The sequence below is a fragment of the Roseovarius atlanticus genome, from assembly GCF_019802205.1.
GTDB classification, from domain to species: Bacteria; Pseudomonadota; Alphaproteobacteria; order Rhodobacterales; family Rhodobacteraceae; genus Roseovarius; species Roseovarius atlanticus_A.
On record NZ_JAHVHQ010000002.1, the window covers coordinates 564,879 to 586,275 of the forward strand.

General features: G+C 63.5%; 19 protein-coding genes. 4 read left to right on the forward strand and 15 right to left on the reverse strand.

Going from position 1 to position 21,397, the window contains the following annotated elements; genetic code table 11:
* Positions 1 to 27: 27 nt before the first annotated feature.
* Both bhcB and bhcA read right to left on the reverse strand, forming a co-directional pair.
* On the reverse strand, positions 28 to 999 hold the full coding sequence (gene bhcB, locus KUV49_RS02915) for a beta-hydroxyaspartate dehydratase BhcB (protein ID WP_222451537.1): 972 nt from the start codon (positions 997 to 999) through the stop codon (positions 28 to 30).
* Positions 999 to 2,189 carry an L-aspartate--glyoxylate aminotransferase BhcA gene (gene bhcA / locus KUV49_RS02920; RefSeq protein WP_222451538.1) on the reverse strand — a complete coding sequence of 397 codons (1,191 nt, stop codon included), beginning with the start codon at positions 2,187 to 2,189 and terminating at the stop codon, positions 999 to 1,001. Before bhcA ends, bhcB begins: the two co-directional genes overlap by 1 nt.
* 166 nt (positions 2,190 to 2,355) lie before the next feature.
* Between bhcA and bhcR the strand changes: the two genes are divergently transcribed.
* Both bhcR and KUV49_RS02930 read left to right on the forward strand, forming a co-directional pair.
* Positions 2,356 to 3,198, forward strand: a complete 843-nt coding sequence (gene bhcR, locus KUV49_RS02925) for an HTH-type transcriptional regulator BhcR (protein WP_222451539.1) — start codon at positions 2,356 to 2,358, stop codon at positions 3,196 to 3,198.
* 59 nt (positions 3,199 to 3,257) lie between these two features.
* Positions 3,258 to 5,441 carry a dehydrogenase E1 component subunit alpha/beta gene (locus KUV49_RS02930; RefSeq protein WP_222451540.1) on the forward strand — a complete coding sequence of 728 codons (2,184 nt, stop codon included), beginning with the start codon at positions 3,258 to 3,260 and terminating at the stop codon, positions 5,439 to 5,441.
* Positions 5,442 to 5,625: 184 nt separating this feature from the next.
* Here KUV49_RS02930 and KUV49_RS02935 read toward each other — a convergent pair whose 3' ends face one another.
* The 6 genes from KUV49_RS02935 to msrB all read right to left on the reverse strand — a co-directional run bounded on the left by KUV49_RS02935 (position 5,626) and on the right by msrB (position 10,093).
* Positions 5,626 to 7,023, reverse strand: a complete 1,398-nt coding sequence (locus KUV49_RS02935; RefSeq protein ID WP_152490848.1) for a TRAP transporter large permease — start codon at positions 7,021 to 7,023, stop codon at positions 5,626 to 5,628.
* Positions 7,023 to 7,652, reverse strand: coding sequence for a TRAP transporter small permease subunit (locus KUV49_RS02940; RefSeq protein ID WP_222451541.1), 630 nt, complete (start codon positions 7,650 to 7,652; stop codon positions 7,023 to 7,025). Before KUV49_RS02940 ends, KUV49_RS02935 begins: the two co-directional genes overlap by 1 nt.
* A gap of 3 nt (positions 7,653 to 7,655) precedes the next feature.
* Complete coding sequence (locus KUV49_RS02945) at positions 7,656 to 7,916, reverse strand: hypothetical protein (RefSeq protein WP_152490846.1); 261 nt, start codon at positions 7,914 to 7,916, stop codon at positions 7,656 to 7,658.
* Positions 7,917 to 7,974: 58 nt separating this feature from the next.
* Positions 7,975 to 8,991, reverse strand: a complete 1,017-nt coding sequence (locus tag KUV49_RS02950) for a C4-dicarboxylate TRAP transporter substrate-binding protein (protein WP_222451542.1) — start codon at positions 8,989 to 8,991, stop codon at positions 7,975 to 7,977.
* Between the two features lie 149 nt (positions 8,992 to 9,140).
* Positions 9,141 to 9,650: a peptide-methionine (S)-S-oxide reductase MsrA gene (gene msrA, locus KUV49_RS02955; protein ID WP_152490844.1), complete on the reverse strand. Its 510-nt coding sequence runs from the start codon at positions 9,648 to 9,650 to the stop codon at positions 9,141 to 9,143.
* The gene (gene msrB, locus KUV49_RS02960) at positions 9,650 to 10,093 is read right to left on the reverse strand and encodes a peptide-methionine (R)-S-oxide reductase MsrB (RefSeq protein ID WP_152490843.1); all 444 of its coding nucleotides are present in this window, start codon (positions 10,091 to 10,093) and stop codon (positions 9,650 to 9,652) included. The genes msrA and msrB overlap by 1 nt, the downstream gene beginning before the upstream one ends.
* Positions 10,094 to 10,503: 410 nt before the next feature.
* Between msrB and KUV49_RS02965 the strand changes: the two genes are divergently transcribed.
* Positions 10,504 to 10,905 (forward strand): response regulator, encoded by a 402-nt coding sequence (locus tag KUV49_RS02965; RefSeq protein WP_222451543.1) that lies wholly within the window; start codon positions 10,504 to 10,506, stop codon positions 10,903 to 10,905.
* 6 nt (positions 10,906 to 10,911) lie between these two features.
* On the opposite strand, the gene KUV49_RS02970 is transcribed toward KUV49_RS02965, so the two are convergent.
* From KUV49_RS02970 to KUV49_RS02990, 5 genes are all read right to left on the reverse strand, one after another.
* The gene (locus KUV49_RS02970; protein ID WP_222451544.1) at positions 10,912 to 11,256 is read right to left on the reverse strand and encodes a hypothetical protein; all 345 of its coding nucleotides are present in this window, start codon (positions 11,254 to 11,256) and stop codon (positions 10,912 to 10,914) included.
* A 22-nt stretch (positions 11,257 to 11,278) separates the two neighbouring features.
* Positions 11,279 to 15,640 (reverse strand): chemotaxis protein CheB, encoded by a 4,362-nt coding sequence (locus KUV49_RS02975; protein WP_222451545.1) that lies wholly within the window; start codon positions 15,638 to 15,640, stop codon positions 11,279 to 11,281.
* A gap of 167 nt (positions 15,641 to 15,807) precedes the next feature.
* Entirely contained in the window at positions 15,808 to 16,470 is a 663-nt protein-coding gene (locus KUV49_RS21375; RefSeq protein ID WP_261391450.1) for a DUF4112 domain-containing protein, read from the reverse strand.
* A 20-nt stretch (positions 16,471 to 16,490) separates the two neighbouring features.
* Positions 16,491 to 16,922 carry a glyoxalase superfamily protein gene (locus KUV49_RS02985; RefSeq protein WP_222451546.1) on the reverse strand — a complete coding sequence of 144 codons (432 nt, stop codon included), beginning with the start codon at positions 16,920 to 16,922 and terminating at the stop codon, positions 16,491 to 16,493.
* A complete protein-coding gene (locus KUV49_RS02990) occupies positions 16,919 to 18,250 on the reverse strand; it encodes an MATE family efflux transporter (RefSeq protein ID WP_261391449.1) in 1,332 nt (443 codons plus the stop codon). Before KUV49_RS02990 ends, KUV49_RS02985 begins: the two co-directional genes overlap by 4 nt.
* Positions 18,251 to 18,817: 567 nt before the next feature.
* On the opposite strand from KUV49_RS02990, the gene KUV49_RS02995 reads away from it, so the two are divergent.
* Positions 18,818 to 19,834 (forward strand): alpha/beta hydrolase family protein, encoded by a 1,017-nt coding sequence (locus KUV49_RS02995; protein WP_222451548.1) that lies wholly within the window; start codon positions 18,818 to 18,820, stop codon positions 19,832 to 19,834.
* On the opposite strand, the gene KUV49_RS03000 is transcribed toward KUV49_RS02995, so the two are convergent.
* Complete coding sequence (locus KUV49_RS03000) at positions 19,797 to 20,855, reverse strand: helix-turn-helix domain-containing protein (RefSeq protein ID WP_222451549.1); 1,059 nt, start codon at positions 20,853 to 20,855, stop codon at positions 19,797 to 19,799. The two genes, KUV49_RS02995 and KUV49_RS03000, sit on opposite strands and share 38 nt — an antisense overlap.
* Positions 20,856 to 20,926: 71 nt before the next feature.
* Entirely contained in the window at positions 20,927 to 21,121 is a 195-nt protein-coding gene (locus KUV49_RS03005; protein ID WP_261391448.1) for a helix-turn-helix domain-containing protein, read from the reverse strand.
* Positions 21,122 to 21,397: the final 276 nt, after the last annotated feature.

Consider the following 21,397-nt stretch of genomic DNA (forward strand, 5'->3'; position numbering starts at 1 on the left):
CGGAAACCGCAACCGGGTGCAAAGGGATCACGCGCTCATCCACGGCAGCTTGTCGAGGTCGACGTTCCCGCCGGTCACGATCACGCCCACGCGCTTGCCCTTGAAGGCGTCGGGGTTCTTCAGGATCACCGCCAGCGGCACGGCACAGCTGGGCTCCATTACGATCCGCAGGTATTTCCACGTGATCTTCATCGCGTCGACGATCTCTTCCTCGCTCGCGGTATACATCTCGCTCACGTGGTTCGACACGAAATGCCAGGTCAGGTCCTTCAGCGGCACTTTCAGCCCGTCCGCGATGGTATCCGGCGCGTCGTCGGCAATGATATGCCCCGCCTTGAAGCTGCGATAGGCGTCGTCCGCCTGCTCCGGCTCGGCCGCGATGATCTTCACCTCGGGCGCCAGGGTCGACAGCGTCAGGCAGGTGCCCGAAACCATGCCGCCGCCCCCGATCGGCGCCACCATCATCTCGAGGCCATCGACCTGCTCCATGAACTCTTTCGAACACGTCCCCTGCCCAGCGATCACGCGCGGGTCGTTATAGGGATGCACGAACTCGCCGCCGGTCTTTTCCTGCACCTCGGCAAACACCGCCTCGCGGCTCGACGTGGACGGCTCGCATTCCGTGATCGTCCCGCCATAGCGCCGCACGGCGTCCTTCTTGGCCTGCGGCGCGGTGCGCGGCATCACCACGTTGCACGGGATGCCCCGCCGCCCCGCCGCATAGCTCAGGCACAGCGCGTGGTTGCCGGACGAGTGCGTCGCCACACCCTTTTCCGCCTGCTCGTCGCTCAGGCCGAACACGGCGTTCGACCCGCCACGGACCTTGAAGGCCCCCGGCTCCTGGAAGTTCTCGCACTTGAAGAACAGCTCGGCGCCGGTCAGCTCGTTCAGGTAGTCAGACCGCAGCACCGGCGTCCGGTTGATATGCGGCTTGATCCGCTCGTGCGCGTCCAGCATGTCCTGGTATGTGGGGATATACATCTCCGCTCCGTCTTTCATCACGCGGCATCCTTCTTTGCCAGGGCCGGGCGCTTGCGCCACACGTCCTGTGCCGCGGCCACGCCCGAACCCAGTTCTATGTCGAGGCCCAGGTCGACCATGCACATCTCGGCCACGCCAAGGCCCGAGATCATCATCGCGTCGGTCAGGCTGCCAAGGTGGCCGATCCGGAACACCTTGCCGGCCACCTCACCCAGCCCCACGCCGAACGCCATGCCATAGGCATCGGCGGCATGAGTCACGATGTCGGTCGCGTTGAACCCATCGGGCGTACAGATAGCACTTACCGTGTCCGAGTAAACCTCGGGCGACTTGGCGCACAGCGGCAGGCCCCACGCCTGCGCCGCCGCCCTGACACCGTCGGCGATCCGGGTATGACGGGCAAAGACCGCCTCCAGCCCCTCGTCCAGCAGCATGTCGCACGACACTTTCAACCCGTTCATCAGACCGGCGGCGGGCGTATAGGGATAGGCGCTGTTGGCATAGCCCTTCAGCATGTCATGCACGTCAAAGAACGTCCGGTGCAGTCCGGCGCTCTTCGTCGCCTCCATCGCCTTTTCGCTGAACCCCACGATGGCCAGCCCCACGGGCAGCATGAACCCTTTCTGCGAGCCGGTCACGGCCACGTCCACGCCCCACTCGTCCATGCGGAAATCCATCGACCCGATCGAGCTGACGCCATCGACGAACAGCATCGCGGGGTGCCCTGCGGCATCCATCGCGGTGCGGATCGCGCCGATATCCGACTTCACGCCGGTCGCCGTCTCGTTATGCGTGGCCAGCACCGCCTTGATCTCGCGGCCCTTGTCGGCCTCCAGGATCTCGCCATAGCGCGCGGCGGAAATGCCCTCGCCCCACGGCGTCTCGACGATGGTCAGGTCAAGGCCATGCCGCTCGCACATGTCGATCCAGCGGTGGCTGAACATCCCGTTGCGCGCCACCAGAACCTTGTCGCCCGGCGACAGCGTGTTGGTCAGCGCCGTCTCCCAGCCGCCCGTGCCGGTCGACGGAAAGATGAACACTTCCGCATTCTTCGACTTCAGCACCTTTTGAACGCCTGCTCGCGCGGGATGCAGGATGTCCCCGAACAGCGCCGAGCGATGGTCGATCGTCGGCATGTCGCACGCCTTGCGCAGGCTCTCGGGAATGTTGGTCGGGCCGGGAATGAACACCGGATTTTGAAAACTCATGGATCTCTCCTCCAAAACTCACCCCTTGTGTACAGACCTCGTGCCCGCTTGAAAATTTTTTTGAAATCATTTTTCATTTTTAGGCAGGCTGATTTTATTTAGACTTGTCAGACTCTTATATTTTTCATAACGTGAAGTAATATTTCAAAAATGTTTGAGGCACGTCATGGCCACTCCGAATCCCTCCCCCAAACGTGCCCGTGGCCGCCCCCGCGGTTGGGACGACAAGACCGATCAGAACACGATCAAGTCCCTCGACCGCGCGATGGAGGTGCTCGATTACGTCAGCCAGCACCAGGGCAAGGCGCTCTCGGAACTCGCCACCGAGATGGACCAGTCACCCGCCACCCTCTACCGCGTGCTCGTCACGCTGGAGACGCGCGGCCTGGTGGAATTCGACCCCGAGGAACAGGCCTGGCATATCGGTGCGCAGGCCTTCATCATCGGCGCCCGCTTCCTGCGCCGCACCACGCTCGTCGAACGCGCCCGCCCCGTGCTGCGCCGCCTGATGGAAGTCACCGGCGAAACCGCCAACCTGGGCGTCGAGACATCCGGCCAGGTCCTCTTCGTCAGCCAGGTCGAGACCCATGCCAGCATCCGCGCCTTCTTCCCCCCCGGGACGCTCTCGCAGATGCACGCTTCGGGCATCGGCAAGGCGCTGATGGCCGAAATGGATGACGCCCGCCTCTCCCGCCTGCTGACCAATCAGCCCCTCACCGCCTATACCGAACATTCCATCACCGACGCGGATGCCCTGCGCAGCGAACTCGCGCTCACCCGGTCGCGCGGCTATGCCATCGACGGCGAGGAAAAGAACATCGGCATGCGCTGCATCGCCGCCCCGGTTTTTGATTTCAACAACGAGCCCGTCGCGGGCCTCTCCGTCTCCGGCCCCACCAGCCGCGTCGGCACCGGCGATATCGACCGGCTCAGCGCCGCCGTGATGCAGGCCGCGACCGACCTGACCACGGCCATCGGCGGCGTCGCCCGCCACGATCCCGGCACCTGACCCTTCCCTTTCCGCAGCGGCTTGGCTACGCCTTCCCTCACAAAAGAAGGAGACCGCCCATGGACCGCGCCCGGATCGTGCACGATAATTTCCTGTCCCGCACCGCCGCGGGCGACCTGCCCCCGGGCCGCGACCCCTCCGGCCCGCTCGACCCCGACACCGCCAAGCTGATCTTCCGCGCCCAATGCCTCTCGCGCGCGCTCGATGCCCAGGCCCGCGTCATGCAAAAGGCCGGCCAGGGCTACTACACCATCGGCTCCTCGGGCCACGAAGGCATGGCCGCCGTCGCCGCCGCCCTGCGCCCCACAGACATGGCGTTCCTGCACTACCGCGACGCCGCCTTCCAGATCGCCCGCGCCCTGCAAACCGGGCACGAGGACATCGCCACGGACATGGCCCTCTCCTTCGCCTGCTCCACCGAGGATCCCATCTCCGGCGGCCGCCACAAGGTGCTGGGGTCGAAAGCGCTCAACATCCCGCCCCAGACCTCCACCATCGCCAGCCACCTGCCCAAATCCGTCGGCACCGCCTATTCCCTCGGCCTCGCCCGCCGCCACGCGCCGGAACACGAGCAACTCCCCCGCGACAGCATCGTCATGGCCAGCTTCGGCGATGCCTCGGCCAACCACGCCAGCGCCCAGGCCGCCTTCAACACCGCCGCCTGGACCGCCTACCAGAACGTGCCCCTGCCAATGCTTTTCGTGTGCGAGGACAATGGCATCGGCATCTCGGTCAAGACCCCCAAGGGCTGGATCGCCGCCAATTTCGCGCACCGCCCGGGCCTGACCTACATGGCCTGCGACGGGCTGGACATCTACGACACCTTTGCCACCGCCCAACGCGCCGCCCACCACGCCCGCACCCACCGCCAGCCGGTCTTCCTGCACATCCGCACCGTCCGGCTCTATGGTCATGCCGGCGCCGACGTGCCCACCACCTACCTGCCCAAATCCGAGGTCGAGGCCGACGAGGCCAACGACCCCCTCCTGCATTCCGTCCGCCTTCTGGACACTTCCGGCATCCTGACCCCGCAGGACGCCCGCACCCTCTACACCGACACCTGCGCCGAGGTCGAAAAGACCTGCAACCACGCCGCCACCCGCCCCCGCCTGCAAACCGCGCAGGACGTCATGGCGTCCCTCATCCCGCCGAAACGCGAATGCGCCCCCACCAACGGCCCCACGCCCGAGGCCCGCGCCGCAGCCTTCGGCCCCGACCTCAAGGCGATGGACGAGCCGCAGATCCTGTCGCGCCACATCAACTGGGCGCTCACCGACCTCATGCTCACCCACCCCGAAATCGTCTGCATGGGCGAGGATGTGGGCCGCAAGGGTGGCGTCTACGGCGTCACGCAAAAGCTGCAAAACCGCTTCGGCCCCGCCCGCGTGATCGACAGCCTGCTGGACGAGACCTCGATCCTCGGCCTCGGGCTTGGCTTGGCCCATAACGGCTTCCTGCCGATCCCCGAAATCCAGTTCCTCGCCTATCTCCACAATGCCGAGGACCAGCTGCGCGGCGAGGCCGCGACCCTGCCCTTCTTCTCCAACGGTCAATACACCAACCCCATGGTCCTCCGCATCGCGGGGCTGGGGTACCAGAAAGGCTTCGGCGGGCATTTCCACAACGACAATTCCATCGCCGTCCTGCGCGACATTCCCGGCCTGATCCTCGCCTGCCCCTCCACCGGCGCCGACGCCGCCATGATGCTCCGCGAATGCGTTCGGCTCGCGCGCGAGGAACAGCGCCTCGTCGTCTTCCTCGAACCCATCGCCCTCTACCCCATGCGCGACCTCACCGAGGCCGGCGACAACGCCTGGCTCACCCCCTATCCCGACCCGTCCGAGACCATTCCCCTCGGCCAGGTCGGCCAGCATGGCGACGGCACCGATCTGGCCATCGTCACCTTCGGCAACGGCCACCACCTCTCGCGCCAGGCGCAAGCCAAACTGGACGCCGACGGCATCAAGACCCGGGTCATCGACCTCCGCTGGCTCTCACCGCTCCCCGGCCCGGCCCTGCTGGACGCCGTGAAGGGATGCAAACGCATCCTGATCGTGGACGAGACCCGCCACTCGGGCGGCGTGGCCGAGGGGCTGATGGCGCTCTTCACCGAGCATACGGACATCCCCCACAGCCGCCTCACCGCCACCGACAGCTTCATCGCCACCGGCCCGGCCTACGCCGCCACGATGCCTTCGGCGGAGTCTATCCTCGCCACCGCGCGCAGCCTCTGCCGCGGCTAGACCACCCCGGCTTTTTCTTGCCAAAAATACTCAAATCGCCACGCGAGCCGCGGGGAGCAACGCCCGATCCGTTAACACCGGAGGCCGGAAAAAATCGCACCGTCGGAATACCACTCGGATACCGACGCGATACCGACACGGGATTTTTCGGCCAAACCCCTGATTAACCAAGTGATTCGCAGGCCTACGCCAATCCCGGCAGCCACAGCACGATGATCGGAAACGCCACCAGCAGCCCGATCGTCACCGCATCCGCGATAAAGAACGGCATCACCCCCTTGAACACGTCCTGCACGCTCAGGTCCGGCCGCACGCCCGCCACCACGAAACAGTTGAGGCCGATGGGGGGCGTGATCAGACAGAACTCCGCCATCTTCACCACCAGGATCCCGAACCAGATCGCGCACATCTCGCCCGACATGCCAAAGGCGCTGTCCTCGACGCTGACGAACTCGCCCCCGTTCAGCGCCATGACCGCCGGATAGACCACCGGCAGCGTCAAGAGCAACATCCCGATCGCGTCCATGAACATGCCCAGCACGGCATAGGCCAGCAGGATGCAGATCAGGATCAGCATCGGCGACACGGTCAGCGAGGTGATCCAGTCGGCAAACGCCCCCGGCAGGTCCGCAAACCCCAGGAATCGCACGTAAATCAGCACGCCCCAGATGATGGTGAAGATCATCACCGTCAGCTTCGCGGTCTCGATCAGCGCCGATTTCAACTCGCGCAGCCGCATGCCGCGCCAGAGCGCCATCAGGAACACGATGAACGCCCCCACCGCGCCGCCCTCGGTGGGCGTGCCCCAGGCATCGCCAAAGGGGTTGTAGACGAAGAAGATGATGATCACGACCACCGCCACGATCGGCAGCGCAGAGGGCAAGGAGGCGAATTTCTCGCGCCACGTGAACCCGCCCACCGGCGGCCCCACGGACTTGAAGATCAGCGCGATCCCGATGATCAACGCCGCATAGACCAGCGCCGAGAACGCGCCGGGGATGAACCCCGCAAGCAGCAGTTTGCCCACGTCCTGCTCCACGATGATCGCATAGATCACCAGGATGGCCGAGGGTGGAATCAGGCTGGCCAGCGTCCCCCCGGCGGCCACGACGCCGGCAGCGAACTGTTTGTTATACCCAATCTTAAGCATTTCGGGGATAGCTATACGGGCAAACACCGCCGCCGTGGCCACCGACGCCCCCGACACCGCCGCAAAACCGGCAGTGGCGAACACCGTCGACACGGCCAGGCCCCCCGGCACCCAGGCGATCCACCGCTTGGCGGCCTCGAACAGGGCGCGTGTCAGGCCGGCGTAATAGGCCAGGTACCCGATCAGGATGAAGGTCGGGATCAGGGAAAGTGCGTTCGCCGACACCTTGGAATGCGGCACCTGCCCCGCGGTTTTGACCGCCACCGTCAACGCCCACCAGAAATCCTCGCCGCCGAAATCCTTCTTGGACCAGAAGATGACGATCAGCCCGACAAAGCCCGCAAGCCCCGCCGCAAAGGCCACGCGCATCCCGATGACCACCATCACCAGCATGAATCCGGTGGTCCACAGCCCGATGGTGATCGGATCCATCAGTCGCGCCCTTCCAGTTGTTCGGCCTCAAGCGCGGCCTGCTCGGCCACCGACAGCGTCAGCGGCACCGCCACGGGCCGCTCGAGGCCAAGCGCGAACGCACGCGCATATCCCACCGCCTGCAGGATCAGGCGCAGCACCAGCACGCCGAACGCGACCGGGACGACCAGTTTCGCAGGCCATACCGGCAGTCCGATGTCGATCGTGCTGTCGCGCGAACACAAGGGCCTTGCGCAATCGAAGGAGCGGTCGAAATGCGCCCAGGCCCCCCAGACCAGCGCGATCATCAGAACCAGCACCAGCAGAACCGTGACGAATTCCAGCAGCCAAAGCAGGCGACCATGCAGGTTCCCGATCAGGATATCCATGCGGATATGCCCGCCCTCGCGCTGCACGTAAGAGATGCCCATGATCGCGATCAGCGGCATCAACACCTCGATGTAATCCACGTACCCCGCCAGCGGCGCGTCGAAGAACTTGCGCCCACCTACCGAGTAAGCTGCCAGAAACATGAGGGAAAATGCAGCGATCCCGCTCAACAGCGCCATGAACCGCTCCACCGGCAGCAGCGCGCGGTCCAGCCGGCTCAGCAGGCTGCTGTCGCTCAGGACGGTCGAAGCCCCCGCCATGCCCTACTCTGTCCGTTCCACGGCGATGCTCAGGGTGGTGCCCAGCCCCTTGCCGCCAAAGCTGGTGGTCACCGTCTTCTTCAGCACGATGCAGGGCCAGTTCTTGCCGTCGACCCACAGGTTCCACGACTGCCCCACATCCGGGATCGGCGGCGCATAGGCGGTGGCCGGGATGCGATATTCCTCGGAATGGATCTTCTGACCGTCCGGGTCAGTGACCTTCAGAAGAATGATCAGCGGCTGTTGATTCACTTCTACGACCATGCTCGGCACCCTTTTTAGAAAAGCCGTCCGGGGTCGGCCCCCGGACGGCCAGCCGCGCTCAGTTCGACGCGCGTTGCTCTTCCAGCGTGCTCTGCACGAGGTCATACAGCTCCTGGCCCGGCAGGCCCTGCGCTTCCATTTCCTCGATCCAGGCTTCGCGCGCGGGGTCCGCAGCCTGCGCCTTGAACTCTTCCTTCACGCTGTCGTCGATCATCACCTTCTCGACGCCCTTTTCCTCCAGAACGCTGTCCCAGCGCTTCAGAAGCTCGGCATAATTGGCCAGGTAGTGGTCCAGCGCCTCGGGCACCGAGCTGTCCAGCGCCTCGCGGTGTTCGTCGCTCAGCCCTTCATAGGCGTCGATGTTCACCACCACCGGGCAGTTCACCGTGCCGGGGTTCAGGTTGGCCGTCCACCAGTCCGCCTGGTTGATCGTGCCAAAGCTCAGATGCGCGTGCTGCGCGAACGACACCGTGTCGACGACACCCGATTCCATCGCCTGGTAGGCTTCGGTCGCGGTCACCGAGGTGGGCACCGCGCCGACGGCCTTGAACGCCTCGCCAAGACCGCCGGTGGCGCGCACCCGCATCCCTTCGAAATCGGCCAGTTCGTCGCGCGGCTCGCCCGTGCCGACAAGGTTGTATTGCGGCATCGGCGAGGTCATCAGCAGCTTGGCATTCCACTGCGCCATCTCCTCGGCGGCGGCCGGATGGTTGTAAACGGCGGTGGACACGGCGACTTCTTCATCGAGGTTGCTGACACCCAGGAACGGCAGCTCCAGCACGGTAATCACGCGGTTCTTGTCGGGGTGATAGCCGGCGCAGAATTGCGCCATCTCGAAGGCACCGATGGAAATCCCGTCAAGGTTCTCCTTGTTCTTCGACAGACCGCCATAGCTGACGTTCATGGTGAACTCGCCATTGGTCTTTTCCGCGACCAGCTCGGCCAGCTTCTCGACATGCTCGGTGAAGGCACGGCGCTTGCCCCAGACGGACACGTTCCATTCGACGGCCAAGGCTTCTCCGGCAAACGCAAAGGACAGCGCGGCGGTGACGCCGGCTCCGATCATCTTGTTCATTGGTTCTCTCTCCCTGTTTGTGGCAAGAATACTAAGTGTCTCGACCCACGACGCAACAGGGTATTTTTGGGTAGATTTGTAGCAAATCAAAAGAGCCGCCCCGCATGGGACGGCCCTGAATGGCAGTTCGTCGGAGTGTCGGCGCCGCCCTATTCCGCCGCGTCGCGCCGCGGCAGCACCCAGTCGGGGCGCGGGAAATGGCAGGTGTATCCGGCCGGAAACCGTACCAGGTAATCCTGGTGTTCGGCTTCGGCCTCCCAGAAATCGCCCACGGGCTCGACCTCGGTCACGACCTTGCCGGGCCACAGGCCCGAGGCGTTCACATCCGCAATCGTGTCCTCGGCCACGGCCTTTTGCGCGTCGTTCACATAGTAGATCGCCGAACGATAGCTCATGCCCATGTCGTTGCCCTGCCGGTTCAGCGTGGTCGGGTCATGTATCTGGAAAAAGAACTCCAGGATCTGCCGATAGCTGATCTTGTCAGGGTCGAACCAGATTTCGATCCCCTCGGCATGGGTGCCGTGGTTGCGGTAGGTGGCGTTGGGCACGTCGCCCCCGGTATAGCCGACACGGGTCTTGCCCACTCCGGGCATCTTGCGGATCAGCTCCTGCATGCCCCAGAAGCATCCGCCTGCCAGCACTGCGCGTTCCTCAGCCATCACACGTCCTCCACTTGATCCAGGTAATCACCATAGCCTTCGGCCTCCATCTCGTCACGCGGGATGAACCGCAGCGAGGCCGAGTTGATGCAGTATCGCAGGCCGCCGCGGTCCTGCGGCCCGTCGGGAAAGACGTGGCCGAGGTGGCTGTCGCCGTGGGCGCTGCGCACTTCTGTCCGGACCATGCCAAGCGACGCGTCGCGCAGCTCGGTCACGTGGGCGGGTTCGATCGGCTTGGTGAAACTGGGCCAGCCGCAGCCGCTCTCGAACTTGTCGGACGACGCGAACAGCGGCTCGCCAGAGACGATGTCGACGTAGATGCCCGCCGCCTTGTTGTCGTTGTATTCGCCGGTGAAGGGTCGCTCGGTGCCGTTCTCCTGCGTCACGCGATACTGCTCCGGCGTCAGCCGCGCCACGGCGTCTTCTGTTTTCTGGTAGGTCATGGATACCCCCGTTTTTGCGTTCTCCTGAAAAATGGCCTGTGTCGCCCGCTTTGCAAGCCCCGGACGCGGGACCGTGATTGAACCGAAACAAACCTCTCCGCGACCCATGAGCATGATTGCGAAAGGATCAGGCCATGCACACCCGGACATGCGACAGCGTCAGACCGGCCCACATCCAAAGGACCCGTCACCAGGCCGGTGACGCACCAACCCACACCCAGTTTCTGCCTCCAGATCGCGCGACTCAAATTCTCTTGCAGCAATTCCTGTAAGGGCCCGTCCCATGCCCCCGCCGCCGCAGAACGCCCATGGCTACGGCGATGCTCCGCGCACGACGTGCTTTGTGCGTTGTTCCCGGGCCCTTCTACTGATATGTTACACTGCGCGCGCAGAAAAAATTGAGGAATGTGATGGCACTGTCTTCGGTCCTTGTCGTCGAGGACGACCCGGTGATCTGTGTCGGGCTGGAGGTCGCTCTGAGTGACGCCGGCTGCCAGTCACTGAAAAGCGCGTGCAGCTACGAAGACGCGCTTGCCGCCATCAACGCGCTTTCCTTCGATTACTGCATTCTCGACCTGGATCTCGGCAATTCCTTCAAAGGTCCGTTTCCCAACGAGCCGGAAGGCAGGCGCCTGCTTGCGATACTGCAGTCGCGCGGGGTTTCCACCGTCGTTTACAGCGGCATCCTCGATGAGCAGCGGCGTATCCGGGATCTGGATCCGTCGGTGATCACGATCGACAAGACCGAGCCTGCCCAGACGGTGATCGAGGCGCTTGGCCGTTTCAAACGCTCGAACAGCGCTCTCGCCTGACCCGCCTCAGTTCCGCACGGCGCCCAGGAACTTCTCCAGATCCGCTTCGGTGTAAGGCTTTTCGATCACCAGAACCTCGTGCAGGTCCGATGGCAGATGCTGGCGTCCGTGGGCCGTCAGGAACGCGAAGTCCACACCGTCCCGAAACAGCCGCCGCGCAAAGTCGGAGCTGTTGCGGTCCTTGCCGAGGTTGTAATCGACGAACGCCGCATCCGGCAGGGACGCATCGCACGACCGCATGGCCGGGTCTTCCTCGCTGAAGGGGCCGACCACCTCGTGCCCCATGATTTCCAGGACCTCTGCGAGATCAATCTGCAAAAGGGGATCGTCTTCAAGTACGAGAACCTTCATCGCGGTCCCTCCTGACGCGATCTCACGCCAAATTGGCTAGCGATATCCTGACACGAATGCCGGTATCGGGATAGTCCATTGTTACGTCAGCTCCCTGGGCTGCAAGAATTCGGGTCAGCAACGTGGTGCCGAAACCCGATGAGGACGGTGGTGTAACGCCGGACAGGCCCGTTTCGATCCATTCTATCTCCAGACCGTCATCGGTTTTCCAATTGATATCAAGCTGGCCGTCGTCCTGCGACAGGGCGCCGTACTTGCTCGAATTCGTGGTCAACTCGTGAAATGCCAGCGCCAGCGTCTGCACCAGGCGGGGCGGCAATTGCACATAGGGGCCGTGCATGACGATCGAGTCGTTGCGGTTGGCGCGATACGGGTCGATCTCCGTCTCGATCAGTTGTTCCAGCGGCATCCCCTGCCAGTTGGCATCAGCCAGTTGCCTGTGCGCCGCGGCCATCGCCCGGATCCGCGCCTGAAGCGCGTCGCGATAGCCTTCCAGCGTGTTCGAGGATCGCCCGGTCATGCGCGTGATCGTCGAAACGGTCGCAAGGATGTTCTTCACCCGATGGTCCAGTTCCGCCGAAATGACCCGCAGCCGATCCGCCTCGGCCTTGCGCTCGGTGATGTCGAGGTTCAAACCGACCCAGGAGGTGATCCGGCCATCGGGATCGCAGATCGGCCGGCCCAGTGCCAGGGTGTGATACAGCTTGCCATCCGCCCCGATGATCCGGATTTCCCGCTCCCACGGTTCGCCGCTTGCCAGGGTCTCGCGCCACAACTCTTCGATCTCTTCGCGCATCGCGGGATCGATGCAGTCGATCAGCCCGTCCGACCGCGCTTGTTCCATTGTTTTCCCGACAAGCTTCAGAAAGGCCGGGCTGACATAGCTCAGCTGGCCATCGGGATCGTTGATCCAGACCCCAAAGGGGATGGATTCGCCAAGCGTGCGGTACTGGTCGAACCGCTCCGCAAGATCGCGCTCCAGCTGCTTGCGTTCGGAAACGTCCAGCGCGGCGGAATAGAACCCTGTCACGTTGCCGTCGGTATCGCGGCGGGGCGCGTAACTGACCAGGACATCGCGTTTTTCCGAGTCGGCTCCGAGCCCGATCCTCACCTCGAACGTCTGGTCCTGGCCTTGCAGCGCTGCGGCGATATGCGGGGCGATCGCCTCGTAGGCCTCGGGATTTACCAGGTCGGAAACGCGCTGTCCCTCGATCTCGTCCGGTGAGGCCCCCCAGAATTCGTAACCGCTGTTGACGAACTCGTACCGCTGGTCGGCGTTAATCACGGCAAACAGGATCGGCAGGCTGTCAGCCATGTTGCGCAGCTGCCATCGTTCTTCATCGATGCGCTTCAACGCGCGCCCCCGCGAGATCACGAGCCACAACACGTTGGCCGTGGCCTGCAGGTAATTGATGTCATCCGTGTCGAAAAGGCTCGGGGACGGATTGTCTTCGTGCACCCCCAGAACGCCCCAGGGGGCATCCGTGGGGCCGATGATCACGCTGGCGCCGCACAGGATGTGATGATCCTTCAGCAGGCGCGGCGCAGAAAAACGCCGTTCCTCGCGGAAATCATTGACCACGACCGGGCCGCGCTGTTGCAGCGTATACCCCGCCTGGCTTTCGATCCCCGAGCCCACCTTGGATGACCCGATGGTCGCATGAGTCCAGCCGACGCCAGAGCGCAGGGTCAGGTTCAGACCGTCCGGGTCAAGCTCCAGCACCTTCGTGAACCTGACACCCATATGCTCCGCCAAATCGCGCACCGCCATGTCGAAGACGGCCTGAAGCTCTCCCCCTGCCAGCGCCGCACGGCCCAGTTCGGCCACGGCTTGCTGCTGGGCCTCGCGCCGGCGTGCGGCCGCGCGCGCATTCTGCAGGTTCGTGACATCCGTATAGGTGATCACGACACCCTGTATCTGGTTCTCCGAGGTGCGGTAGGGGCGCATGCGGCGGATCCTGTGGTGCCCCTCGTCCGTGCTGATCTCCGCCTCTATCTCGGTCAGCTTCTCAAGGCAGGTCTGCGCGTCTTCGATCAGCTTGCTGTCATGCACCCGCATCGCGATATCCTCCGCCGGACGCCCGATATCGCCGTCGATGATGCGCATCACGTCCTTCATCGCCGGGGTGAAGCGGCGGATCAGCAGATTGGTATCCAGGAAGATCACCCCGATATCGATCGAGGTCAGCAGGTTGTTCAGGTCGTTGTTGGTCTGTTCGAGTTCCTCGATCTTGTCTTCGAGCTGACTGTTGACCGTCGACAGCTCCTCGTTCAGCGACTGCAATTCCTCCCGGGACGTCTCCAGTTCCTCGTTGGTGGACTGAAGCTCCTCGTTCATGCTCATGACCTCTTCGTTCGAGGCCTTCAGCTCTTCGTTCGAGGTTTCCATCTCCTCGATGGTCGATTGCAGATCCTCGCGGGTCGATTGCAATTCGTATTCCAGCGCCGCCACCGCATCGCGCTCTTCGGGATCGGCCTCTTCGCGCGCCTTCTCGCGCGCAGCCTGGTCCGCGGTCGCATCGCGCGGTTCCGACGCGTCATGGAAGTGGATCAGGTAGGCCGGATCCCGGTCAAGCGCGTCGACCCGTTCCCCGTTGATCCGTACGTTCAACTCTCGATCGCCACGCGGCACCCTGAGCGCCTCGGCCTCTGCGTCGGCCTGGCCCGATTGCAGAGCGTGTATCACGAAGCGCAGCTTGCTGCGCATTTCCGGCAAGATCATTTCCGTCAGGATGCTGGTCGGTTCGCCGGGCGGAAAATCCAGGTATTCACGCACCGGCCCATGGAAATACAGCACCTCGAGCCGCATGTTGACCACGACGGACGCCGGCACGAAACGGTCCATCAACTTGCGGCGCGCAAGGTCCGAAACCGTCGCATAGGAGGTTTCCTTTGCCGCGGGCCTCGATTGCTGGCGCTTGCCGCCCGTGCCAATGGCAAATTTTCCGGGCCGCGCGCGCGCGCTGACGGTTTTGCGATAGATTCGGTTGGCCTTGTCTATCGGCACGAACAGCCGGCCGGGGCGCTCGGCATTCTCGGAATTTCCAAGCAGCAGGTGCCCCTCGTCGCCGAGTGCGAAATGAAACATCTCGATCATGCGCTGTTGCACATCCGATTCCAGATAGATCATCAGGTTGCGGCACGTGATGATGTCCAGGCGCGAGAACGGCGGGTCGGAGATCACGTTCTGCGTGGCGAAAACGACGGTTTCGCGCAGGCGCTTGTTGACCATGAACCACTCGTCTTCCTCGACAACAAAGCTCTGCCGTATCCGTTCCGGGATATCCGGCAGCGCGGCCAGCGGGTAGCGCCCGGCGCGGGCAACTTCGATGGCCCGCGCGTTCAGGTCAGTTGCAAATATCTGTACCGGATGCGCCGCGCGCCGGCGGTCCATGCGGGCAAACAGGGTCGCCGCCAACGTATAGGCTTCTTCCCCGCTGGCGCAGCCCGGCACCCAGGCGCGAATGACATCGTCCTTTTTCTTGCGGTCCAGCATCGGTTCGATCACCCGATCGGCCAACGCGTCCCAGGTTTCAGGCTCCCGGAAGAAGCGGGTCACGCCGATCAGCAGATCACGGAACAGGTGATGCACCTCTTCGCTGTTGTCGCGCATGTGCGCAACGTAATCTGACAGCGTTTCGAACTGCCCCAGCCCCATGCGGCGCTGGATACGCCGTTCGACCGTGCCTTTCTTGTAGCACCGAAAATCGAAATCGGTCTGCGTGCGCAAGAGGTGCAGTACCTCGTTGAATCCATCCGGCGCGACCTTGGCCAGCCCCGCCTCCTCTTCCCGCGGTTCGCGCAGGTAGGGATGCTTGATGAACTGCGCCAGCCGGTCGGGCATTTCCGCGACCGGAAGAAGGAAATCGACCAGCCCGGTATTGGCCGCGCTGCGTGGCATTCCGTCGTGCTCGGCTTCTTCGGGGTCCTGCACCATCACCATGCCGCCCGCTGCCTTGATCTCGCGCAGGCCCAGCGTGCCGTCGCTGCCGGTGCCCGAAAGAACGATACCGATCGACTTTTCGCCCCGCCCCTCGGCCAGCGACCGAAAGAAATAGTCGATCGCCATCCGCATGCCCCGCTTCTCGACCGGCTCGTCGAGGATCAGACCTTGATCCAGAAGCCGGATGAATTTGCCGGGCGGAATCACGTAGACGGTGTTCGGCGCCAGCCGCATCTCGTTCTCGGCCTGCACGACTGTCATCTTGGTTTGCCGTGCCAGCAGGTCTGCCATCATGCTGGGATGATTGGGATCGAGATGCTGGATCAGGATAAAGGCCGCGCCGGTGTCGTCCGGCATGGAGCGCAGCAGGTTCTTGTACGCCTCCAGCCCGCCGGCAGACGCGCCGATGCCCACGATTGGAAAATCCTTCTTGGCTGGCATCCGTTCTCCTGACAGCAGCACCGCACCTTTGCCGTAACCTTGCACCCGGCCCAATTTATGCAGCCGGATGGCGCTCGAGTCACCCCCGCATCGTTTTGTCCAGTCCGCGCATCCAGGCGAACAGCCCGGACCCTCGGCGCCGTCGACCCCACCCGGTCAAAATGCCGTCAAGCGTGGACCGCGTTCTTCGACTCGCCCCGATGAACCAGATCGCACTCGGCCAGGTCGCGTCGCAGCAAGGCGACGTTCCGGCGGTGAGACTTGAAGAAAACGTCGAATGCGTCGCCGATCAGGGGAATGCCGCCCAGTACGGCGTCAATGCCGGTATTGAGCGTCATCCGAGCCAGAGCGCGCTTGCGAGCACCAAGACGATGACCTTCGATGATCGTCCAGGCCCCCGGCCCGACAGTCACCAGGTCACCGATGCCGGGCACAAGCCCGAGGATCGAATCCCACCCCACCGGAATACCGACGAGCGGCAGTCGGAATTTCGTGTCCAGCGTGTTCGCCATCCGCTCCAGCCGGGCGAGGCGTCGCTCACGATCCGCGTGCATCTCGCCGGGCGCGTGACGCGATTGCGGAGGCGACGCTGCCGCTCCCCTGTCACCATCCGGTTCGGACCCTTGAGGCATCGCACCATTCCTTTCGTCGCCACACTCATCGCGGCGCGGCACTATCATCCGATCAACTTGCGGAAGACCGCAGTTGTTCCAGCGCTTGCCAGCAACACTCGAGAAACCGCGAAACGCCCAGTGCGATGAAGCGCTGATCATCGAGAACCGGCTCTGGCCGGGAAGTCCGAAAGCTCGGAGAAGATCTGGTGCCGCCATGTCGCGCTTGGTGCGCGCGGTCAGGATGGCTCCCTGTCCACGGTAAGGTGCGGTGTGCCATTCGATGTTTTGCGAGAGCTGCGGCCATCTTCGCCGATCGTGCCGCGAATGCGGTAGCGCCAGTTCGAGAAGCTGGCGAAGCGAACGGTGTCGATCGGCCGATCCAGCGCGATCTCGACGTGGCGATGCGTTGCCGGTCCCGCGAGGGCGACAATCTCTCCGCTGTAGGCCTGGCCGAGATAGTGGCCCGTTACCCTGGCCCTCAGGGCGAGGTCCGGCGGGGCGTTGCGCCGCGCGAGCCGCGCATGCAGCGTGTTCCAGTCACGCGCCCCGTGTTGCCGGGCGACAAGTTCGAGGGACTGAGCATGGCTGACCGTCGTTCCTTCGGCTTGCAGAGCCTGCCGGAGCGCCTTGGCCTGGGCTTTGACGGCCTCGAGGGATGACTGGGTCATGTTGCCTCCTTGATAGCCGGGGTCGTTGAAACGGGGGCGATCAGGCGAGTTCGGAGGACCACGGTCAGTGCCAGGACAAGCAGCACCGCATCCGCGATCGGAAAGGCAAACCACAGACCATCTATCCCCAACCAGGCATTCATGACGACAAGCAGCGCAGGCGTCAGCAGCCATGGCTTGATCAACGTCAGTGCCGCGGTCCGGAGTGGATAGCCCATAGCTTGAAAATGCAGGGCGAGGACGAGAATGGGCCCGGTGAAGACGTAGAGGGCTGTCATCGGTCGCAGTATCGCGGCGACTGCCACGATGACCTCTTGGTCGTTCGAGAACATCGCGCCCAGCGGCTCGCCCGCGACCGCTCCTGCCAGCGCCACGCCAAGACACCACAGGAACGCGCTCCCCATGGCAAGTCGCAGTGCTACGCTGGCCCGATCCAGGCGGCCCGCGCCGGCGTTGTTGCCGGTAATGCTCTGGGTGGACAGCGCTATCGCCATCTGCGGCAGGAAGGCCAGCCCGAGAAGGCGCGTCACCACACCGTAGGCTGCAATCTGGGTGGCATGATCCGCGGCAGTGGTGCCGATGACGAGGATAACGGTGCTTGCCACCAAGGCCATCCCGACGAAGGTCAGGCAAAGCGGGAGGCCAAGCGAGAGGATCTGCGGCCACCCGGACAGCCAGCTGGCGTGCCAGAGCGCGCCAAGGGGGAGAAGGTCGCGATCGCGTTCCCGAACGACCAGCAACAGCCCCAGGCCGAGGGTCTGCGCGCCCACGGTGCCGAGGGCGGAGCCGGCCACGCCGAGCCCGAGGAGCACGATCGCGACATGGTTCGCTCCGATGTTCAGCAGGTTCACGACCACCGAGAGCAAGGCGATGTGCCCGGCCCGTCCCTCGTTGCGGAGGGCGTCGGCATGCAGACCCAAAGCGAACTGGATCGGCGCACCCAGGATCAGGATCAACAGATAGCTCCGCGCCAGTTCCGCAACCGCCGAGTTTCCGGCAGCGAGTGCGGAGAGGATGGCAGGGCCCACTGTCAACGCTCCGACGATCAGCATCGCAGAGATGGCTAGAGCCAGCCCGTGGGCTCCCGCGAAAACCGCTCCGGCCTCCCTGCGGGATCCTGCGCCCAAATGGCGGGCGAGCAGACTCGACATGCCGCCGCCCGCCAGAGTGGTCAGGGCCGCGAGCAGCATGACGACCGGGAAAGCCAGGCTGACCGCGGCCAGGGCCTGGGCGCCTACGAAGCGTCCGACAAAGACCCCGTCAATCACGTTCAGCAGGCCGCCCGTCGACATGACGACGGCCATGGGCAAGGCATTCGACAGAAACAATCGCCCGACGGGTCGGGTCAGGAAACGGTTCTCAACTGTAGTCGGGGCGGGTCCAGCCGACATCGCTCACTCCTCCGCGGAAGCATTTCGGATCGGGAGGGAGCCTGCATTGCCCACCTGCGAACTGCTTCGAGGGTGAGATGTCGTCTTGCTCCGGGCTTCACCGTGACTCGCGTCCGCAGGCGGCAGGTGCCCGGCACCTTGCACGATGGATACGAGGCAATCCGGACGAAGGCAATACGACTCGAAATGCCGGTGGTGCTCGAGCCTCTCCCGCGACGCCGAATAGCATCGAAACGGAGCAGGCTGAGATTTCCCGAGCACCCGGCTTTTTCTCGTGGATAACAGGGAAAAAGTTCAGCAGCTTGTCACAAGCTCACCAGTGAGCGCCCGTCGCAAAGCGGCCGTTCAGACAGAGCGCGGCGAATTCACACAGAGAGACAAACCCGGCCATTTGATCTGGTAGGGTCTGTCCTTCAGTACTGGTCCTGAATCGCGTTTCAGGTCTCCAAGCCCATTTTCGCCCCCTACACCCGCTCAGGTCTGAACCAAGAAGAGACCTGAAAAATGTTCAAGATACCCTTCATCACCGCTGCACTGATCGCAGTTACGTCCGTTGCGCAGGCAGATAACGTTGGCTTTCGCACGGTTGGTATCGGCGGCGAAGAGCCGCGTCCGCTGAATGTCGCGCTCTGGTATCCGACCGAAGACACCGGCCCCAACGCTATCGTCGGGGAAACTCCGGTCTTCATTGGTGCGCCCGCCATTCGCGATGCGCTGCCTTCGACGGGAGTGCACCCGCTGGTCGTGCTGTCGCATGACTATGGCGGCACCTGGCGCAACCTCAGCTGGCTGGCTGACGAGCTTGTCGAACAGGGTTATGTCGTGGCTGCCCCGGATCATCCCGGAACCACGCATTTTAATCGTGATCGGCGGCAGGCTGCGATGCTGTGGGAACGCCCTCGCGATTTGAGCCGGGTAATAGACGCGCTGGAAGCCGATCCCGCGCTGGCCGGTGCCATCGACCCGGAGCGGATCGCAGCCATCGGCCATTCGCTGGGCGGCTGGAGCGTCACCGCGCTGGCGGGTGCCCGGTTCGATCCGGATCTTTTTGCGCGGGATTGCGCTGCCTTTGCCCAATCGAGAAGCTGCATAAACGACGACCTGGATACGGCCGCCCCCGCCCTTGGGCAGGATATGCGCGATCCGCGTATCCGGGGCTTTGTGTCGCTCGATCTCGGTTTGGCGCGTGGTTTCACCCCTGAAAGCCTGGCCGGGATGACCACGCCCGCCCTGCTGATCGGCGCGGGGATCGACATCGGCGGTTTGCCCGCCGAACACGAAACCGGCTGGCTGGCGCAAAACCTTCCCGCCGAAGCAACAGAAACGCTCATGGTCCCGGGGGCGATGCATTTCAGCTTTCTTCAACTTTGCAAGCCGGGCGCAGAAGAAATGATCGAGGCAGAGGATCCAGGCGACGGCATCGTCTGCCGCGATGGAAGAGCTCGGGGTCGCGCCGCGATCCACGATGAAGTGTTGAACGGGGTTACGGCGTTTCTGGATCGCGCGATTCCGTCGCACTGAGGCCAACCCCCGCCCGGCGACGCCAATCGCTGGGCGACATACCTGCCACACGCCGGAATGTGTTGTTGAAATTCGATTTGGTCTGAAAACCGCAGTCGAACATGATCGCCGTCACCGCCCGGTCGGTTTGTTCCAGAAGCGCCTGCGCCTCGCGGATGCGCCATTCGTTGATCTCCTGCGAGACGTTCCGCCCCATCCTGCGATTGACCGCTTGGGAAATCCGCCGCCCCGGAATGCCGACCCGTCGCGCCAGTCGCTCCAGCGTCAGATCGGGATCGCGATATAGATGGCGCTCGCGCAGAATGCGATGCACCTCGGCCAAAACATGGTCATCATCCATGGCCGGCAGATCCGGCGTGTCGGGTTTGGCAACTGTCTCCTGGAGATCTTCGGTCTCGGGCAGGCTGCGTGCCACGGTAAGTGCCGCTATGGCGATCAGAGGCAATATCACCAGGTTCCCCAAACTGACGATCAGCCCGACATGCGCACCGGCGCCCAGGCCGAAATCAAGGGCGATGGCCAGATCGACCGCCCCCGACAACAGCAGCAGGCTCCCGACAAAGATCGCGGCCAGGTCAGGCGACAAGGCTGCGCCCAACCGGGCGGCAGAGAAACTTTCCTCTCCTTGCGCCCCTCGCCAGAGCAATGCGCATCCGTAGCCGAAGAAGAGGCCCGCCAGCAAAGCATCAATAGGTGTCTGGATGCGCGGCCAGAGAAGAGACAGGACAAAGGTCAGGATGCCGGGCAGGAAATGCGGCCAGACCGGGCGACGGGTGCCGCCTTTCAGCCCCGAAAAGCACAACCACGCCGCCGGGGGCAGCATCGCCGCGACCATGGGTTGCAAAAAGCGGAAAACCGGCGCGTCAAAGCTCCAGCGCAGGCTGACCACGATCATGAGCGCGGTGCTGGCGGCGAGAAAAACGGTGATGGAGCGAAACCGGCGCTCCCGCCGGGTCACGACAAAACACAGTAAAAAGCCGAGCAGGATCGCACTAACGGCAGGAAGCGGAACCAAAATCATACGGTAACGCTATCCAAATACATTTGCGAGGATAGGCCGAAACGGGCTCTTTCGTTGAAACTTCTGTAGCTTCATTCAAGGTTCGCTCCGGTTTCTGCCACTGCGAGCGCAGGGTAGACGGTCATTCTTGAATCGCCGAGATCACGGACGATCTGGGCTTTTGCGGTGCCCTGGCTCGCCAACCGTCGGATTTCCTCGTCATCAACGGATTTCCGCCGCCCCTTGTAAACGCCCTTGCCCTTGGCTTGATGAGCTGACGCGGGCATTTTCGATCCTGGGCATAGCAAGCTGACATTTGCGTGGTTTGGACCCTGCTACTGTAGCAATTTTCCATTGGCCACTCGTTTGTGACGTTTTGGTTTGTCACATTCCGCTGCACCTATGGGTGTGCCCAAATGTTACGACTGCGGAGGGCAAGTCCACTCATGCTTCTGCCGGCCTTCCGGTGTCGCTATCCATGCCTCGAACGCCGCCCATAGCCGCGCGAGATTTCGGCGTCGCCGGTGAGAGGGTGCCTGAAAAATGCAGTTCACCAAGTCATC

Bases quoted from the DNA above. Each gene is read 5' to 3' on its own strand.
- bhcB (WP_222451537.1), bottom strand. From the start codon at position 999: ATGAAAGACGGAGCGGAGATGTATATCCCCACATACCAGGACATGCTG.
- bhcA (WP_222451538.1), bottom strand. From the start codon at position 2,189: ATGAGTTTTCAAAATCCGGTGTTCATTCCCGGCCCGACCAACATTCCC.
- bhcR (WP_222451539.1), top strand. From the start codon at position 2,356: ATGGCCACTCCGAATCCCTCCCCCAAACGTGCCCGTGGCCGCCCCCGC.
- KUV49_RS02930 (WP_222451540.1), top strand. From the start codon at position 3,258: ATGGACCGCGCCCGGATCGTGCACGATAATTTCCTGTCCCGCACCGCC.
- KUV49_RS02935 (WP_152490848.1), bottom strand. From the start codon at position 7,023: ATGGATCCGATCACCATCGGGCTGTGGACCACCGGATTCATGCTGGTG.
- KUV49_RS02940 (WP_222451541.1), bottom strand. From the start codon at position 7,652: ATGGCGGGGGCTTCGACCGTCCTGAGCGACAGCAGCCTGCTGAGCCGG.
- KUV49_RS02945 (WP_152490846.1), bottom strand. From the start codon at position 7,916: ATGGTCGTAGAAGTGAATCAACAGCCGCTGATCATTCTTCTGAAGGTC.
- KUV49_RS02950 (WP_222451542.1), bottom strand. From the start codon at position 8,991: ATGAACAAGATGATCGGAGCCGGCGTCACCGCCGCGCTGTCCTTTGCG.
- msrA (WP_152490844.1), bottom strand. From the start codon at position 9,650: ATGGCTGAGGAACGCGCAGTGCTGGCAGGCGGATGCTTCTGGGGCATG.
- msrB (WP_152490843.1), bottom strand. From the start codon at position 10,093: ATGACCTACCAGAAAACAGAAGACGCCGTGGCGCGGCTGACGCCGGAG.
- KUV49_RS02965 (WP_222451543.1), top strand. From the start codon at position 10,504: ATGGCACTGTCTTCGGTCCTTGTCGTCGAGGACGACCCGGTGATCTGT.
- KUV49_RS02970 (WP_222451544.1), bottom strand. From the start codon at position 11,256: ATGAAGGTTCTCGTACTTGAAGACGATCCCCTTTTGCAGATTGATCTC.
- KUV49_RS02975 (WP_222451545.1), bottom strand. From the start codon at position 15,640: ATGCCAGCCAAGAAGGATTTTCCAATCGTGGGCATCGGCGCGTCTGCC.
- KUV49_RS21375 (WP_261391450.1), bottom strand. From the start codon at position 16,470: ATGGCGGCACCAGATCTTCTCCGAGCTTTCGGACTTCCCGGCCAGAGC.
- KUV49_RS02985 (WP_222451546.1), bottom strand. From the start codon at position 16,922: ATGACCCAGTCATCCCTCGAGGCCGTCAAAGCCCAGGCCAAGGCGCTC.
- KUV49_RS02995 (WP_222451548.1), top strand. From the start codon at position 18,818: ATGTTCAAGATACCCTTCATCACCGCTGCACTGATCGCAGTTACGTCC.
- KUV49_RS03000 (WP_222451549.1), bottom strand. From the start codon at position 20,855: ATGATTTTGGTTCCGCTTCCTGCCGTTAGTGCGATCCTGCTCGGCTTT.
- KUV49_RS03005 (WP_261391448.1), bottom strand. From the start codon at position 21,121: ATGCCCGCGTCAGCTCATCAAGCCAAGGGCAAGGGCGTTTACAAGGGG.